The sequence below is a fragment of the Gemmatimonadota bacterium genome (genome assembly GCA_026705765.1).
GTDB lineage: Bacteria > Latescibacterota > UBA2968 > UBA2968 > UBA2968 > VXRD01.
The window spans coordinates 14,593-31,125 of sequence record JAPPAB010000073.1; the positions used below are offsets into that span (position 1 = coordinate 14,593).

Consider the following 16,533-nt stretch of genomic DNA (forward strand, 5'->3'; position numbering starts at 1 on the left):
GCTCACAGTACTTTTTAATTTTCGTTTACACTCGTTTTCTGCGGAATGCGTGGGGATTTACCATTTCATATCCCCATCGATCCAACAATTCATGCCCGTTCTCAAACGCGTCGTTCTGTTCCTTCAACAGATCTGAAAGCAAACCTTCCAGATGCGTTTGAACAGATTCTACCTCAGGCCGACCACAAAGGTTCTCCAACTGATAAGGATCTGCCTCATTGTCATACAGCAACCAGGGCCCCTCCAGGTCACGCACATAAGTATAACGGCTCGTGCGAACGCCCCGATATTCCCTGCCACCATGTTCATAAGAATAATTGGCAAACGGAACGTAGCATCCAAAGAGTGAAGCCTCCAAAGGCGCATCGGCTTCGCCAAGAATGTGTTTGGAAAAACTCACCCCTTCGACGCCTTCCGGTACAGGCGCGCCCACCAGATCCAACAACGTCGGCATCATATCTGGTATGCCAAAAGGGGTGTCGATTTGACGACTCGTACCATCTGGGAAACGCAACAGAAAGGGCACAAGAATAGATTCATCCCAGGGCCGTATTTTCCGATTGTGACCTTGTGACCCATTCATTTCACCGTGGTCAGAGGTAAACACAAGAATCGTATCCTCTGTCATCCCGAGGCGTTCAAGCGCTTCTTCAACACGGCCCACGCAGTGATCAAGTGCTGTAATGTGCGCATAATAACCCCACATATCATTCCGGGCAGTCGCCTCACACTCAGCAGGCACATTGTCTCGCAAGATGATCTCGTCTTCATTGTAAAGCGCTCTGTATTCTTCCGGCACTTTGTGGAAAGGGTTATGAGGCGGGCCGTAGGATACAAAAAGGAAAAATGGATCTTCCTTCTCCTCTCTGCCTTCCAGATATTCAATCGTACAATCGGTCTGTGCAAACGCATCGTATCCTTCCCACTTTTTCATAATGCCCGAGTCATCATAATAGGGCGAATCGTAATAATTGTGAGAGCACTCGTGCGCGCGCCAAAAGTCAAAGCCCAACCGTCGCTCAGGTGGGATGAAATTCTGCTCGTGGGTATCCCCGTCCAAATGCCACTTGCCAATGTATGCGGTGTCATAACCGTGTGACTTTAGAACCTCAGCGAATGTGGTCGTATTGGGCTCAAGCCGAATCTGGTTTAAAAAGATCCCATGCGTCAGTGGATATTGCCCGGTCAAAAGACAGGCACGAGCCGGACAACAAACCGGGCACGTTGACACAGTCGTATCCAACCGAACACTCTTTTGAGCCAGGGCATCGAGATTGGGTGTCTTAACATTTGGATCTCCCGCATACCCCGTCGCCTGTGCGCGCCACTGATCGGTCAAAATGAATACAATATTCGGCTTTTCTTTGTTGGCCACAAAAACCTCCTCAGATTACTTCACGCTAATACTGGATCATTCCTTTCAGCTTCCTCGTATTTCAGCAACATCCAATCACAAAGCAATCAGATCACAATCACATGAAAATTAACTGCCCGAATCCATGATAATTAATCAACTATTGATAATCAATGAAAACGCGAAGGAACGTCAGGAGCAGGGATTCAAAATGGTTGCGTGCGGTTTAAATTCGGCGTTACACAAAAAAGAGGCTATCTGCTTTGGATAGCCTCTTTTGCTGTATGGTTAAATTAAATAATGCCATCAACTCTACGACAAGTCTCTATTTCCTCCTAACTCATCCACATCGGCAAGATCTTTGGGGCGAGCGGAGACGCGTTTGTTTTTGATAAGATCTGACAGAGAGATGTAGAAAACGGGCGTTTCTCCATAAATTCCAGAGATGCGATTCTGCCAGACCTCTTCAAACGTAAGGCCACTGATGCTGTTCATCATTTCGATTCTTACAGGCGCAATCCCCATTCTAACAATGTTGCCAGAATCGGCAAACTCTGTAGCTTGCGCTTCAGTTGTAGCCAAACCGAATTGGTCAAGCGCATGGCGAATATGATCGATATTTTCTCGGGTATTTCGAAAAAAGAGATCCAGATCATCGGTTGCTCGGGCATAGCCATGGAATGCAACAGCATATCCACCGACAATCACAAATTCAACTGTCTCCGCGTTTAACAATTGTAAGAACTCTTCGAAGTCGTTGTGGATATTCACGGTGGGTTACCTTACACATCTCCTGGCGTAAATCCTCAAGGAGCGAAACGCGTTCGTCCCCTGTAAGATGTCGGGTATGGTCGCAGGCTTTTTCATTGGGATCAAATTTTGAAATTGTCAGAACACGTTTCATAGGACAAACCTCAAAGGAATAACTTCACCAATACAAATGAATATAGCCCATCAGCATAAGCGCGTCAACGAATCACAGAAATATCAAAAAGATTTGATTCCTTCTTAAACAACAGGTCTGATCTCTGGCGCACCGTTCGCTTCACACCACGGCGTAAGCGGGCTATCTCCACCACCAGCTTTGTAACCCTCTATCTTGGGATATCTTTCACCTGCCAAATACCGACCCAATTCATCCAGTTTATCCATAAAGGCAGGCTCCTGGCTTCGATAGTCCAGCGGCATAACCCAACGATAGCCATAACCAATCATGATCGCCTTTCGTATGTTACCCGATGTGTTTATCCCTGCCGCATGACCGGTTCGATTTTCAAAGAATAGACAATCACCCGCCTTTAAAGAAGCTTCAACATAACCTTTTGGTCCAGGCTCTCCTTCAGGGACTTCAATGGGGTTGCTATGGCGATTGGAGCCAGGCGCAACCAGCGTCACACCCGAGTTTGGTTCGGTCAGATCATTGAGATAAAACGCGCACTTTAACAAAACACGGGGCACATGATTTCCCAATACTTTTGTCGCTGCACCATAATCGCGATGCCATCCGACCCGCCGAACTTTCTTCGAGGGATCGGAAGAGCCTCTATAAGCAAGTTGTGATACCATCAGTTGGATGTGTGCACCCAAAAGCTGTACCGCAACCGACAGCGATTTGGCGTGGGTTAGCAGTGGAATAAAAGCATCATCTTTCACAATACAATTCTTAAAGCCCAGTCGTCCCGTGCGCATGTGTTGGTCGTCACTCGCAATCAACCGATCAGCAGCCTCGACGACCCGGTCAATCATGTCCTGATTGAGCACGTCGCGCACGATGAGATAGCCTTGCTCATCAAATTGCCTGATTTCTTGTTCTGAAAGCGCATGCCAGTCCAGATCAATTGACGATTCTGTCATCTGAGCCATTGTTTGCTCTCCTTTCGTTTTGGCGCGGTGGTCATTCTCCCGTAACATTCGGGATGAGTGCCGACAAGCCCAGGTTTGTTAGCCGCTCGATTTCCTCCTGGCGTTCGTCGCCCTCCAGCGGACCCGCGTAGGGGGCCTGCTCGAAGCGACATGGAGACTCCACCAGGCGGGGATCGTCGTTCTCCCACAGGATGCCCATGAGTTCGTTCGCCAGGTCTTTGCGGATCTGCTCGTAGTCCGGGTTCGTGGCGACATTGTTCATGTAGTGGAGATCGACCCGAAGGTCGTAGAGTTCCTCTCGAGGACGTTTACCGAAGCCGATCTCAAAGAGGGGCTGTACATCTTTGTCGGCGCGGTGGTGAATCATCCAGGCCTTGGTTGGACCCCCATCCATGTCGGAATACGCCGGGCGCGAGCTGGCCAGGAGACTGTCCCAGGACGGCGCCTCCGCATTGGGGTCGTCGAGCCCTCGGGGATCCCCCACAGGCCAACGGTCGGGCTCAAAGTTGTGGATGTAGAGAAAGTCCCGGGTGCGGATCGCACGCATCGGATAGGGCATGCCATCTCTCGCCATGACATTGTGGCGCTCCCGACCCGTCACGACGGCCGTGCGCTCTGCTTCTACCTGTCCACTCCTGTTGCTTTCGAGCACAGGTAGAAGGCTGCGAGCCGTCATGCTGTCTGGGATGTCAACGCCCGCGGCGTCGAGGAAAGTGGGTGCCAGATCCATCAGGTTGACGAAGTCATCGACGACTCGGGCAGAAGGGATGCGTTCTGGCCATCGGGCGGCCAGCGCTACCTCGCAGCCGATGTTGTAAAGGTTGCACTTGGCGCGCGGGAAGCCCGGAATGCCGTGGTCGCCGCTGACGACGATGAGTGTATTGTCCAGTTCGCCGATGGCCTCGAGGCGTTCGATCAGGACGCCCAGACCAGCATCTACCGCCAGACACTCACCCAGGTAGTCGTTCACGTCTTCACGGATGTCGTGGACATCGGGGAGGAAGGCCGGAAGGCGACCTTTCAGGTCGTCGGGTTCCAGCCCCCATAGCGCCTTGCCGGATCCGCGCTCCCAGGTTCGGTGGGTGTTGGTTGGACCCCACCAGTAGCAGAAGGGCTTTTCCGCTGGCCTCGCCTCCAGGAAGGCGTCGAAGTTCTGCCGCGTCTCTTCGAGGAGCATCTTTTTGGACCCGTCGATCCCGAGTTCAGACGCCCGTTCGGTCGCGACGTGGGAGAAGCGGTTGTATAGCCTGCCAGCCGGCTCGTACCGCGTGCGCTCTGCGCCGTAGGGGGCGTTCATGGTCCTTCCAGGAGACCAGACTTTGTACGTGTACCCGATGTGGTAGCCATTTTCCTCGAGAATGAGGGGATAGGTCGGAATGGTCTCGTCCCACACAGCGCCCTGCAGGATGGCGCCGAGGCCCGTCTGCCAGAAGTACTGTCCCGAGAGGATGGAACTCCGGCAGGGCGTGCAACTGGGCGCCGGAACAAAGGCGTTTCGGAAGAGCACACCTTCCTCGGCAATCCGGTCGAAGTTTGGGGTGTCGAGGAGTGCGTTAATCGCGTTTTCGCCCTCGACGGGACGGTATGCGCTGGCATAGCGTCCCCAGTCGTCCGCAAAGGCAAAGAGTATGTTGGGGGGCATCAATTCTCCATTCAACAATTTTTAAAAGTTAGCGGACAGTTCGATTCTCTTCATCACCCGCTCCAATACCCACACCCTGACGATGCCATCCCGCTGCCCAGCGAGTCCACTCCTATAATTGTTCCTTTCGAGCTGCGCGTTGTGTTCCGGTCCGAACATCTCCTGTTTGTTTATGGCTTGCTCCAGAGCGGGAATGAGCGGCTTCATGGGCTGCAGTTCTTCGCGGCTGCGGTATGACAGATAGGCGCCTGCCCGTAGCCGCGCCCAGAGGATATCGCTCGATAGCGCGCGCTCAAAAGCGGGTAGGGCCAGGACGCCTTCGCCTGCCCGCACCAGATAGTCCCCAGCGGCCAGGCTGACGCTGATTGAGGGGTCGTCCAGTAGGGGGGATAGGTGCTCGATCACCGCGCGTTCCACACCGAGTGAGCAAAGGCCGGTAACAGCCCAGAAACGCACGGCGCTGTCGGGGTCGCCAAGTCGTTTTGTGAGTTCTTCCTTTGCTTCGTCACCCAGGCGCGCCAGATCCGCTGTTTCCAGGATCCGCTCGTAATTATCACAGTGCGCCCCGACTGCATGACTTACACCATTGTACTGCTCAGCTCGCGCGGCAATTTCCGGTTCATCAATCAACCCCAGATCGCGGGTCTCGATCATCCAGTCGAACAGCTTCTGTCGCAACTCATCCTTCACATTGCTGTAAGCGGGGTCATCTGCGAGGTTATTTATCTCTTCGGGATCGTTCTCGATGTCATACAATTCTTCGGCGGGTTTGTGATCCTGCCAGATCTGAAACTGCTGGTAATGCTCAGGCAACCCGTCCTGTTTGATCATGACCGGTGGACCGAGCATCAGAAATACGCCGTCGGGGTCGTGGACCTTCTGTTTGCCCGGTAGGCAAGAGGTCTCCCAGAAGGCGCGTTCCGGCGTTCCCTCCTCCGGGACCTTTGCGAAGAACCCGCCGTCTGGATAGAACGAAGCGTATGGCTGGTGGGGGAGGAAGTTGCGAAAGTAACGGTATTTTTGGGTGCGGATTGTACGGATTACTTCCGGGTTGTTGTCCAGCCGATCCCTGGCACTGCAGACGAAATCTCTCGGTTCATTTCTGTTGGGGCCGCACATGTTTCGGCTCTGGATGTGTTCGGCGAGCGGAATGCCTGCCAGTTGCAGGGTCGTCGCACACAGGTCCATGTGCAAGACGGGTTCATCAACCGCGGCGCCGGGTTCTGCCGGAGCCAGGTGCCGGTACTTCTCCGGGAATCGCATGATCAGCGGGATATTCAGTCCGTCGTCGTAGGCGTGGATTTTCCCCCGGGGATAACCCGTGCCATGGTCTCCCCAATAGACCACAATAGTGTCTTCACTGTGCCCCTGCGCTTCAAGCTCGTCGAGGATCTCTCCGACCTGTTTATCGACGTTGGTAAGGGCGTCGTAGAAGAGCGCCATCCGTTCCCTGAACAGGGGGGTGTCGGGAACAAAGCTCGGAACCGGCACATCATTCGGGTCGTGCAATTCGTCGTCGCTCAAGAGCGAGGAACGCGCTTTCCGCGCATCCTCGGGCGTCAGTTTGAATACACTGGCGTGGGAACTGCCCAGTCTGTAATACATGAAGAACGGCTTGTCTTCAGGGCGATTCTCCCAAAAATCTTCAGCGTTGTAATACTGTTCACGCTCCTCTTTGGAGACGTATAGGTTGATGTCATTGTCCGGCTGCGTGCAGGCGTAACCGGCGCTCGTCAGCATTGTGTTTAACAACTCAACTCCTGCGGGGCGGATGACCGCGCTGCGGTGGTGATGCGTGCCCAGTGTCGTCGGATGCATGCCGGTATAGATGCCGGTGCGCGACGGTGAGCAGATTGGGCCAGCGGTGAACGCGTTGGTGTAGCGCACACCTTCTGCGGATAGGCGGTCAATATTTGGGGTATGTGCGTATTGATCTCCGTAGCAACCATAGTTCCAGGCACTGGAGTCGTGGTTACTGATCCACAGGAAATTGGGTCTGTCTTGTTTGGTCATATATCTGGTTCTCCCAAAAAAGATTTTGTGATGATTGGATATCAGTACGCACCAGACGATAAAAATGCGAACTGTCAATCGCGTTGTAACCCCTCACCATTTCTGATCTATAATCAGAAATCCTTTCGCTTTACACAGTTCACTGTCTTTCCATCCGTAAAAGAGGAGCAGGCCATCTCTTACATTTCCTTCTGGATCTTTAACCGGTTGAATATTGTTAAATTTCCAACCGGCATACTCCGGGGCACGTGGCGTCAAATCTCTCACTCTTTGCCAGGTGAATCCACTATCTGTGGAGATCCACTCTTCAATATCTCCTCCACCTCTGGAGTCCATGTTGCCACGTTTTCCTTTTATAAATTTGTGGTCACCTACTATCAGATAAGCATGCAGCGTGCCACTTTCATCCAGTCTGAGATAGCAACTGTTCCAATCATCAGTGGCAGGGGTGATAACCGTCTGTATCCATTTATGATTGATATACCTCACATAATAGTAATTGCATCTGTCGGGCACGTCTTCTGATAGCACATGCAAAAAGGCCGGATTGTCATTTTCATCTATGACTATATCAGGTGGAACGCCTGCGCCTCGCCAATCGGTATCCCAAATTTTGCATTTGTCATTTGCAGTGCCAATATCAATGGGCGTTCTGACCGTCTCGCCATCAAAATTCGCGACCTCATGCGTTTGAAGGTTGATTTTTACATAATAGAGGTTGTATTTGAGCCCGAGATTCTTTTTGGTTCCATAACGAGGATTGTAAAACTTTTCTGGGATATCCTTCTTATTGTCATCATAAGAACAAAATACGGCGTGCAAAAACTTTCCATCTTTACTCGGAAAGCAAGTGTGATAAGAAGACCACTCATTCAAGTCCATCGGATCATCTACTGTTGCCGTTTCTTCCCCCATGTTTAAATCTGTGACATCATTTTCAGGCCCTGACCAGGTTTTACCTTCATTGTCTGAAATTAAATATGACCACGAACTTCTGTGCTCTCCTGTTCGGAAATAAACCACTTGTCTATTATTGTATATGTGATAAACCGTAGGGTAAGAAAGCGAGTTTCTTATTTCAGGGGCTGGAGACCAGTCTTCTACACTGCTTCCAATATCCGCTACCTTTTTGGATATTAAATGTGTTCCTGGCGTTCTGTGACAACCCGACAAAATATGTAAAAGGTCATCATTATCAGCCCAGATTATGGGGCAATAATGCTGGTCGTTTGAGCCTTTGGTCCCCAGCTGTAGGGGAGAAGAAAAGGACTTTGTCTCGGGGTTAAAAGAGATAACAAAAGGATATGTCTTTTCCCTGGTCTCAGCATCCATTGGTGCCCCGCCATTATAAACGATATATACTTGATTGTTGATATAGATGGCTTGAGGGCGCTGCCTTCTGTCATAGATCATTTTTAATTGTCCCCCACTTCCAAAGGGAACAACAGAAAAATCCGTTTGTTTCTCAGTATCCACAGCCTGACCTCCAAATACAATCGGTAAAATAAGTTCGCATGGTGAAGATTCTTCAATCTTGATGAAATACCTCGCGCAGTGGTATGCAGACTGGCGAGTTGTCGGGATTGGTGTCCATGATATCGGCCATGTAGGCCCACCACTTCTTGACGATTGCGGTCTCCGGCAACTCATCTGCAGTATTGTCGTCGGCCAGCTTTTGCACCGCAAAGAGTGTCAGCGTCTCCTCATCGAGAAAAATTGAATAGTCCGAGACGCCAGCTTTGCCCAATTCTTCAGCCAGTTCGGGCCAAATTTCGTCGTGGCGCTTTTTGTACTCGGCCTCGTAACCGGGCTTTAGCTGCATCTTGAAAGCATTGCGGTGCATGATATTTTGCTCCTGACTTCGAGGATGAAGGGTGTTAGTATTCGTCCCTTGAATTGTTGTTAAAGTCGAGGTTGAGTTTGTAATCGCCTTTGCAAATTTCAATCTGGCCGCTATCATAATTGGATTGGATATAAGGGCTGTCGAAAACTTTTGGGTGCTCATAATCGACATACTTTCCACCAACTGTAGGCACATCGCTTGTATTGGCCGCATTAAATACCATTTCTGCCATTTCAGGCGCGGCACTCTTGTAAACGACAACAATGCCTGTTTCTCTTGTTACCACGGTTCTATAGAGTGTGAGTTCGCCCTGCAAAATCATACGCTTAAAACTTTCCAATATTGGGTGATCTGCCTTGCGACCTGCTTCTATCAGAACGGGACTGTATCTGTTGGTCAGTTGCACAATCGTCTGCTCGTTATTGAATCTATAGCTGTCGTTTCTAAGAACCACGTTGCCCCGGTATCTATCGGTCCCTTTTGCCCAGGCTTTGGCATCGGCCTCTGCTTCCAAAAGAATAACCCGTATTGCCACATAGACATTTCTCTTCTCTGCAAATATCCATCCATCTGTTTCATCAATACGATCCCATCCGCTGCCTAAGAATAACCCGAATTCCCGATCATACCGATTGTCATTGGCTGGATACCAGTCTGGATTGGATTGTGCCCAACGTCTTCTTTGTTGGGTGATCAGCACTTGCTTATGCTGGACGCTGTGATACACCAATTCCATATCGTAGATATTTTCATCTTCGCGTTCTCCTTCTGGCGTATCCAGTGCAATGGTTGCCAGACGGGTGTTGGGATCTTTGGTCACCAGACCTTGCCAGCGCCCGGCGGTTGATAGGTGGTTGTAAAGCGCATAAGGGTGATCCATCTGAGTACCCAGCACATAATCTGGCGTTACCCATGTGTATTTGACAAACCGCGATGGCGTATCTCCCATCACGGTGCGCTCCGTGCCCAATGGACGAGGGCTGGTAGGTTCTTCTTCTCCAATGCCCCGAGAGAGATATGCAAATGACCCGAGCCCTTTTCGATCCAGAGCTAATTCCCATACGATTCTTGGCCAGGCATAGTCGCTTAAGAGTTGTTGCGGATAGTTGAACGAGGTTTTGCCCTCACCACCCAGATAGAAAATGGCAAGATCCGACATAGAATCGTATCCACCAGCAGTCTTGTGGTGGCGCGTTTTGGGACCACCTCGTAAACCTGCAATTTGTAGCTGTGCCCAATCGGACCACATCAGATCTAAAAACATGCCAATTTTCTTTTTTAGCCCCTCATCACCACAGAAATTGTAGAGCATAAGAATATAACTGATGGTGTACTTCATATAGGTAGGCGAACCATTTTCAAGAAAGAATCCCCGCTTTGCACGCTCAGTGAAATAGTCATTGAGATAGGGCAACCAGGCATCGTAATGATCGGCTGCGTTATAAGATTTTCCGTCCGCCCAATTTGCGCGCCCACCACCGTGTCGATCATTGCTGCCATGCCCACAATAGCCCGACTCGCCGTATCCGATGCCATCTCCATAACCGAGGTCGGGATAAATGCGGTCAACATACTCGGGTTCATTGGCAAAAATACGCGCACTTAAAAGATTACAGGCTTTTGTATTCAGGTCGTGATTCTCACTACCCGCGATCCACCAGGTGCTCTTTTTTGCGACAGAAATATCATTTTTGTACCTGGTTCGCGCCCATAGTAAAGCCAGCAAAGTTCGCTCTGTTTCAGGCGTGAGTCGATTTGGCATCTGTGTACTTTTAGACCCAAACCAATTGTAGAATGTAATCAGCCTTGGATTGCGCCACAGGCTGTAGAGACTCTGCCCGGGCTGTATGCCTTTCTCCTCACATTCTGCGAGATTTGCCAGTTCGGTTTGAAAATCTATTGTCAATTCTTTGTTGACTTCGTTTAGATTTTGGTTGAGCCACATTTGATCAAACATCTGACGGTCTTTGCCCGAAAAATCTGATTTTGCGCCTGCTTGAAAGGCTTGTTGAATGCGTTGGGGGCGCGTTTCCAATTCTTCTGCCATCAATTCGGTGATACGCTTGTCGATGGGTAAATCACCAAATTCCAGAAGTGATCGAAACCAACTATTTTTAGCATCTGCTTCGGGCATATTATTACTCCACTCCAATGGAGCCACAAGAAGGTCTCTCATTTGCGCTCACGCTGAGCAGTCCCTGGCGTCCTTTGTACCGGTATCAAATGCCCATCCGTCCCACATGTTGTCAACGGTCGCTGGCACATCCTCTCGAAAGTTTCGGGTATCGACCCACCACTGACGGTTTGGTGCTGGTCCATGCGACAGGTTAAAATATGGCGTCATACCATCTCGTTGATACTCACAAGGAACAACGAGACGCACGACAGGTCGATCGCGGTCAGCAGAGCGATTGACACCTCCCCCGTGAATAAGGCGAGGATGCCAGAAAACAACGTCCCCTGCTTTGCCGGAAAACTCCACTGGCGCGATCTCTCTCAGCACATTGTCACGGGCTTTGCTATATGGCTCTGCGAGGTCGGGGTCAAGGGGACCGTAAACAGTAGTGTGATACAGGTGACTCATGTAATGTGACCCCGGCCAGATTGTGAAGCCACCAGAGTGCGGAGGCACCGTATCTACAAAAACCATTGCAGACAATTGAGCAGCTGTATGGTCTCCATGGGGGGCCAAACGACTTTCTGAATTTGGTGGTTTTGGAAATATACAATAGACCCCTCGCACCCGGTTTGAACGTTTAACCGGCTCGCCGATAAACAATGAAACCAGCTGCCGCATACGTGGGTGGTTGGCGATCTTATCGACAAAAAAAGGCTCTGTACCAATTTTACGCGAGCGCATTTTCCATGTGCCGCGCGTAAATTGCCCTGCCTGTTCGGCATCCGCCTCTGTCCACTGCCCGTGTGGCGCATCGAACCACGTTTGCACATCGTCGCGTTTGACAATCTCACGCGGCACATTTTCCCACACATAATCCACGATCCGGTCAAACGTCTCCTTCTCTTGCAGAAACCCGCGTTTCACAATAAAACCATTCTCTTTGAAAAACGCGACTTCGGCTTCACTGAGGGTTGGGTCTCCGTTCACAAATTCTGGATCGGGCAGGAGGGCGGGGTCTCCGTTCGCTAATTCTGGATCGACCAATACTTGGGGATCACGGATGACGACGTCTTCGGAAATTCTGAGCGCGTGTAAACCGCTTCCTTCAAATGGCGGCACCACAAGATTGTAGAATTGTTGCGCTTTATCCTTCTGATTCATGCCTGCCAATTCGGCTTTCACAGGCTCAAAATCCATATTTAAATAAAGGTAAGCGGCGAGCCTCATACATCTAAATGCGGGCTCCCCAGAAAAGGGTTGAATCTGTGGAAGCGTCCACTCGAGATCGCCCATCCAGTAGGGATAAAGCCAGTCAAAGGCGCGTCGCATGGATCGCCCATCGGCAGATTCAAAATTGGCGAGATCGATACCCCACTGTCGGCCAATTTCAGCGAGTTCTAAAAGAAGCTCCAAATTCATACTCGCGTATCCAAGTGATTTTGTGCGTGCGAGTTCCAGAGGCTGTTGACCATCTGGCTCAATCTGATCGGCAATCCTTCTTTCTCCCACCCCTTTTAATATCATTCGCGCAAGATCTGATTGCCCCACAAAAAGCGCGAATGTCACAACCTGAACATCATAAGAACTCGAATGGTTATTGCCGTGACGCGCTTCGTCAACCCCATAGGGATGCTTCAACATCCATTCGAGAAAGGCATGAAACCAGGCCTGCAAATTTTCCATATCTTTTTGGGACCAGTTCCTGGAGTCGCGCAAAAAACTGACCGCAGGGAGCATCTCGCGTGCAAATGCAGCCGTTTCAATAAGCCCGATACCTCGCCCTTCGCATATCCCGGGTATGGCCTGTCCAAACAACAGGTTTGGGTTCATCCTGGTTTCGGGATTCATAAACCATGTTCGCAACAACAATGCAGCATGCGCCGCGTAGTCTTCTCGATGTGTAAAACCATACGCAAACCCCAGCGTTTTTACCGTTGAAATGAATTTTGCCAACAAAGGGCGGTCCGTTTTTTCGACCTCGGGATTGACCTCGCCATCTCGTCGGATATAAGGCAAACCGTCAGGCTTATCGGGGTCTGCCCACCAGTAAGGTCCAACACTCATGTAATCGTGTTTGTCACCACTGGCAGGCAAGATCGGTTTGTTCACAATGGTCAGCGGTTCCTGCTTCAAAGCGGCATCCGCTTTCACAAGCAAGGCTTTAAGGGCTTGCCCACACGGGTTATCTTCTTGTTTGCTCAACGAGCGCGCCCGCTTGATGTAATCGGGATCTACTGTAAATATCGGTTCAGCAGGTGAAAACGCCTTGAGCAGATTAGCTTCTTTGTCCGGATACATGTGAATACTCCTGTTTTAAGTTGATTACTTTTCTGGGGCGTTCTTTTCAGGATCTACTGTAGCGCCTGTTACAAACAATAAGGCATCTTTGGAAAGCTTTTTGCCTCCCACGTACATTCCCCATCGAAAGGTACTGCGACCACTGGGTCTTTCCCAGTTGTGGCGTCCTACAAATTCTCCATTGATGTAGCATTCAGATGTATGGCCGTTGTCGCGAATGCGGACATCAAAAGACTTCCTTTCCATATTCTTTAATACTGTCTCAGGGGTCGCTCTGCGTGGCTGGAATACGACGTCACCATCAGCGGTCATAACCAACTGTATGGACCAGTCTTCGCCATTGTTTTTCACCTGAAAGATGGCGCACCCCTGCGCTTTCACAATCGTGTAGGTGCCAATCCATTCATGCCAGGTACCGCGGTTCCACTTCTTTTGGCTAAACGCCTCGATCCGAGCCGCATTAGCACGTGCATTGCGCACATTGTGCTCTCCATCAAAGAGGCGAAACACCTGTGTGTTTCCGTCCTCCTGATACCATCTCGACCATTTGTGAAAATCGCGTCGAGGAATCAAACTGTTGCCCGGTGTGTGAATATTGATTTCACTTTCTATGGGGCGAAAGGCCTGAGGTCCCTTTTCTACCACCTCGTTATTGACGTCAATTATTGAACCTGTTATTCCCGCATATGAGTTCGTACCGATCGGAATCTGTTTCTCTTCGAGAATGGACGACCAGGAAGGATCACTACCCTGCCTGGTGTAAAGGAACCGATCGGGGTTGTCTTCTGCCTGTTTTGTAAAATCCAGGACCTTCTTTCGCGTCCCCTTGCTGATGGTGACAACTCCGCTGTTCCACTCAGCATTGAGAAAGGGGCTTTCAAAGACTTTCTTTGGAGCGTAGTTGATCGGCTGGCCATTGATTGAGGGTATCGCTTTGGTGCTGGTATCAAAGGTCAACTGATCGCCATAGATGGTTTTGTAGCGCAGCACTGTCCCATCCATATGAACTTCACAGACCTTCACCTTTTTTTTGAAAGCGTCGAAACTCGTGACATCGCTCTTGGCCATGACTTCGAGGATCACAGGTGCGTATTCATCATTGGGGATCATGGTCGCGTTTTCGGGGACAAAGCGATCCGTTTCAAACTCGCCATCCATCCACTTGAAACCGCCTGTGGCCACGCGGATCGCCGCATAAGCACCTTTGGCCTCCACATAGACCACACCATCCTCTTCCACTGGCGTGCTCAACCCGCTCTTCGACATCCAGATGATCATCTCGGCACCGTCCTTATGGTGCTTGAGCTTCTGGGTAATCAAGCTTCCCTTGCTCTGCACGGACCACTGTGCGTTCATGGCCACCCGGTTGTCTTTGGGACGAACGATGGGAACAATACGCGCATCGTGTTCGCCGGCAAAGATCACGCCCTGCCAGCGGTTTTGCGCACTGATCGCAGCCCAATCCTCCAGGGGCCTCGCTTCCGTCATTGGCGTTCCCATAATAAAGGCGGGATCGCAGTAGCTGTAGCGCAGAATACCACCCCCATCAGTTCGCATCCTGGTCGGCACTTTTGTAGCAGCAATTTTCAAAGGGCGCCCCGTTTTTCCCAGACCCTGGGGACGTTGCCGCACCTCGTAGCGTCCTCGTCCTGCCACGTCGATTGCGATATCGGCCACCACGGCTGGTGGACGGTAGTCGCTGAGAGCCGCGTTTACGTCATGACCATAAACAGCAGGTTGCTTGCCGATGCCAAAGTAGAACCAGGCCAGCGGCGCATTGCCATGCTCCCGGTTTTGCTTAAGCCCTTTCCAGAAATAGATGCGCGACCGCCCACCACCTTGAACGCCGTCAATCTGTTCCTGCGCCCAATAGGCAAAATAAAGATCGAGCAACAGCCCGGCTGACCGTCTCACCTGCGGGTCACCAAAGTCGTAGAAATTGTAAAATCCTTTGATCAGTGTGCTGTTATAGTCGTCGCACATCATTTCGATGCACAGGCTTTTGCGCGCACGTTCACGGGAGTAAACCACAAAATACGCATTCCAGGCCCGATAGTGTTCCGCCGCTGTAGCGCCGTCATCATACTTGAGGCCCTTGTATTCGGGCCGATCCTTCGCGATCTTGGCAAACTGCCAGCAGACCGTAAAACTCATGGCATGATGATTCTCTGACAGGTAGATGTGCCAGGTCTTAGATTTCTCGTATTCCGCCTTATCAAGCCTGGAAACCCTCCTGACGTATTCCCAAATTGGCTTGAGAGCGAGGGCTTCGGTCTTTTTGGTGATGCGATTACTACCGTTGGTGCCGTACATCTCAATCAGCCGCATGACGATCTCCGCATGCCAGTGAAAACTGTCACGGTCATTGATGTCCAGAGGGTTATCGAGATAATGCTGGGCATTTTCGGCAAGTGCGGCATTGGCTTCTTCCAGCATCTCGTTCAGGTAGAGGCAACGTGCGGCAAACCCCACCATGGAATAGGAATAGGCCCGCACATAATTTCCTCGCCCTGGATCGAGTGGCTTCTGTTTCTTTGCCCGCACCAACGGCTTGCCGGATTCAGCGCGAAACATCGCATCCACTCGTTGGTCAAAGCCAGCCACGACCGCTTCAGGGGTAAAATTATTTTTCACTGATTCTGCTCCTTGTGGCTGACTGATATCGATTTCCAGTTGCAAATAATCGTACATAACGCCAAAGTGAGGATAGTTCTGTCGTTGTCCGCGGTGTTTTTTCAGTGGGAGGAGGTCGAGTGTCAACACATTCTCCCCTGTGCGCAACAGCGATGCATCAAACGCGATAAAGTGCTCACTGAAGCGCCCGTAGATGCCACTGCGAGGAAGCGCACTGTCGTTCTCCAAATCGGTAATTTTATCCAGAGGTTTGCCATTGAGGCCGATAGCGATTCCCCCATCGCGATTTACCGACGCCAGGGCGATTGTGAGGATCGCACGTCCGGACATTGGCTTATCATCGTATTGAAATCGAATCTTCCAGGTAGGCAGTCGCCAGTTGCCCTCTCCAGTTCGATCAGCAGGCTGTATGCGGGGTTGCCATCCACCTTTCTCTTCCCAAATTGCCATATGTGCATAATTCCAATCGCTTCGCTCCTTACTCTTGCCGATCGCGAAATCGACGTCCTCGGGAAAATCCTTCTGGTAATTGAACCATAGCCCCCAGTGACGATGGTCATCTCCGCGTCGAAATTCAGCAGCAGTTCGGTCTGGTTTTCCGACACGCCAGAGCAACTTGCCGAAAGAACGGGGTGACCACTGCAGACTGCCGAGTTTGACTTCGCCGGTTGCGTCGATCGTGACGTCGTCTTTTCTAAACTCACCAATCATGCCAGGTGCAAACGCATAAAGCGTATATCTTCCTTTTCGAACAGCCGGTATTGCAA

General features: G+C 50.8%; 10 protein-coding genes. All 10 read right to left on the reverse strand.

The genetic code is table 11. The features are described from left to right. Positions 1-25: 25 nt before the first annotated feature. Positions 26-1,375 carry a sulfatase gene (locus tag OXH16_09460; protein ID MCY3681613.1) on the reverse strand — a complete coding sequence of 450 codons (1,350 nt, stop codon included), beginning with the start codon at positions 1,373-1,375 and terminating at the stop codon, positions 26-28. 291 nt (positions 1,376-1,666) lie between these two features. After that, complete coding sequence (locus tag OXH16_09465; GenBank protein ID MCY3681614.1) at positions 1,667-2,125, reverse strand: nucleotidyltransferase; 459 nt, start codon at positions 2,123-2,125, stop codon at positions 1,667-1,669. 237 nt (positions 2,126-2,362) lie between these two features. Continuing rightward, positions 2,363-3,217: a phytanoyl-CoA dioxygenase family protein gene (locus OXH16_09470; GenBank protein ID MCY3681615.1), complete on the reverse strand. Its 855-nt coding sequence runs from the start codon at positions 3,215-3,217 to the stop codon at positions 2,363-2,365. Positions 3,218-3,248: 31 nt separating this feature from the next. Next, on the reverse strand, positions 3,249-4,859 hold the full coding sequence (locus tag OXH16_09475) for a sulfatase (protein MCY3681616.1): 1,611 nt from the start codon (positions 4,857-4,859) through the stop codon (positions 3,249-3,251). A gap of 21 nt (positions 4,860-4,880) precedes the next feature. After that, complete coding sequence (locus OXH16_09480; GenBank protein ID MCY3681617.1) at positions 4,881-6,950, reverse strand: sulfatase-like hydrolase/transferase; 2,070 nt, start codon at positions 6,948-6,950, stop codon at positions 4,881-4,883. Positions 6,951-6,965: 15 nt separating this feature from the next. Beyond that, a complete protein-coding gene (locus OXH16_09485) occupies positions 6,966-8,348 on the reverse strand; it encodes a BNR-4 repeat-containing protein (GenBank protein MCY3681618.1) in 1,383 nt (460 codons plus the stop codon). Between the two features lie 52 nt (positions 8,349-8,400). Continuing rightward, positions 8,401-8,715 carry an L-rhamnose mutarotase gene (gene rhaM, locus OXH16_09490; GenBank protein MCY3681619.1) on the reverse strand — a complete coding sequence of 105 codons (315 nt, stop codon included), beginning with the start codon at positions 8,713-8,715 and terminating at the stop codon, positions 8,401-8,403. Between the two features lie 34 nt (positions 8,716-8,749). Beyond that, a complete protein-coding gene (locus OXH16_09495) occupies positions 8,750-10,849 on the reverse strand; it encodes a hypothetical protein (GenBank protein ID MCY3681620.1) in 2,100 nt (699 codons plus the stop codon). Positions 10,850-10,897: 48 nt separating this feature from the next. Continuing rightward, positions 10,898-13,132: an alginate lyase family protein gene (locus OXH16_09500; GenBank protein MCY3681621.1), complete on the reverse strand. Its 2,235-nt coding sequence runs from the start codon at positions 13,130-13,132 to the stop codon at positions 10,898-10,900. 24 nt (positions 13,133-13,156) lie between these two features. Then, positions 13,157-16,533 (reverse strand): polysaccharide lyase family protein (locus tag OXH16_09505; protein ID MCY3681622.1); only part of this gene is annotated, 3,377 nt, incomplete at its 5' end.

What these genes read in the sequence shown, in the direction of transcription:
- OXH16_09470 (MCY3681615.1), bottom strand. Translation starts at nt 3,217, where the DNA reads ATGGCTCAGATGACAGAATCGTCAATTGATCTGGACTGGCATGCGCTT.
- OXH16_09475 (MCY3681616.1), bottom strand. Translation starts at nt 4,859, where the DNA reads ATGCCCCCCAACATACTCTTTGCCTTTGCGGACGACTGGGGACGCTAT.
- rhaM (MCY3681619.1), bottom strand. Translation starts at nt 8,715, where the DNA reads ATGCACCGCAATGCTTTCAAGATGCAGCTAAAGCCCGGTTACGAGGCC.
- OXH16_09495 (MCY3681620.1), bottom strand. Translation starts at nt 10,849, where the DNA reads ATGCCCGAAGCAGATGCTAAAAATAGTTGGTTTCGATCACTTCTGGAA.
- OXH16_09500 (MCY3681621.1), bottom strand. Translation starts at nt 13,132, where the DNA reads ATGTATCCGGACAAAGAAGCTAATCTGCTCAAGGCGTTTTCACCTGCT.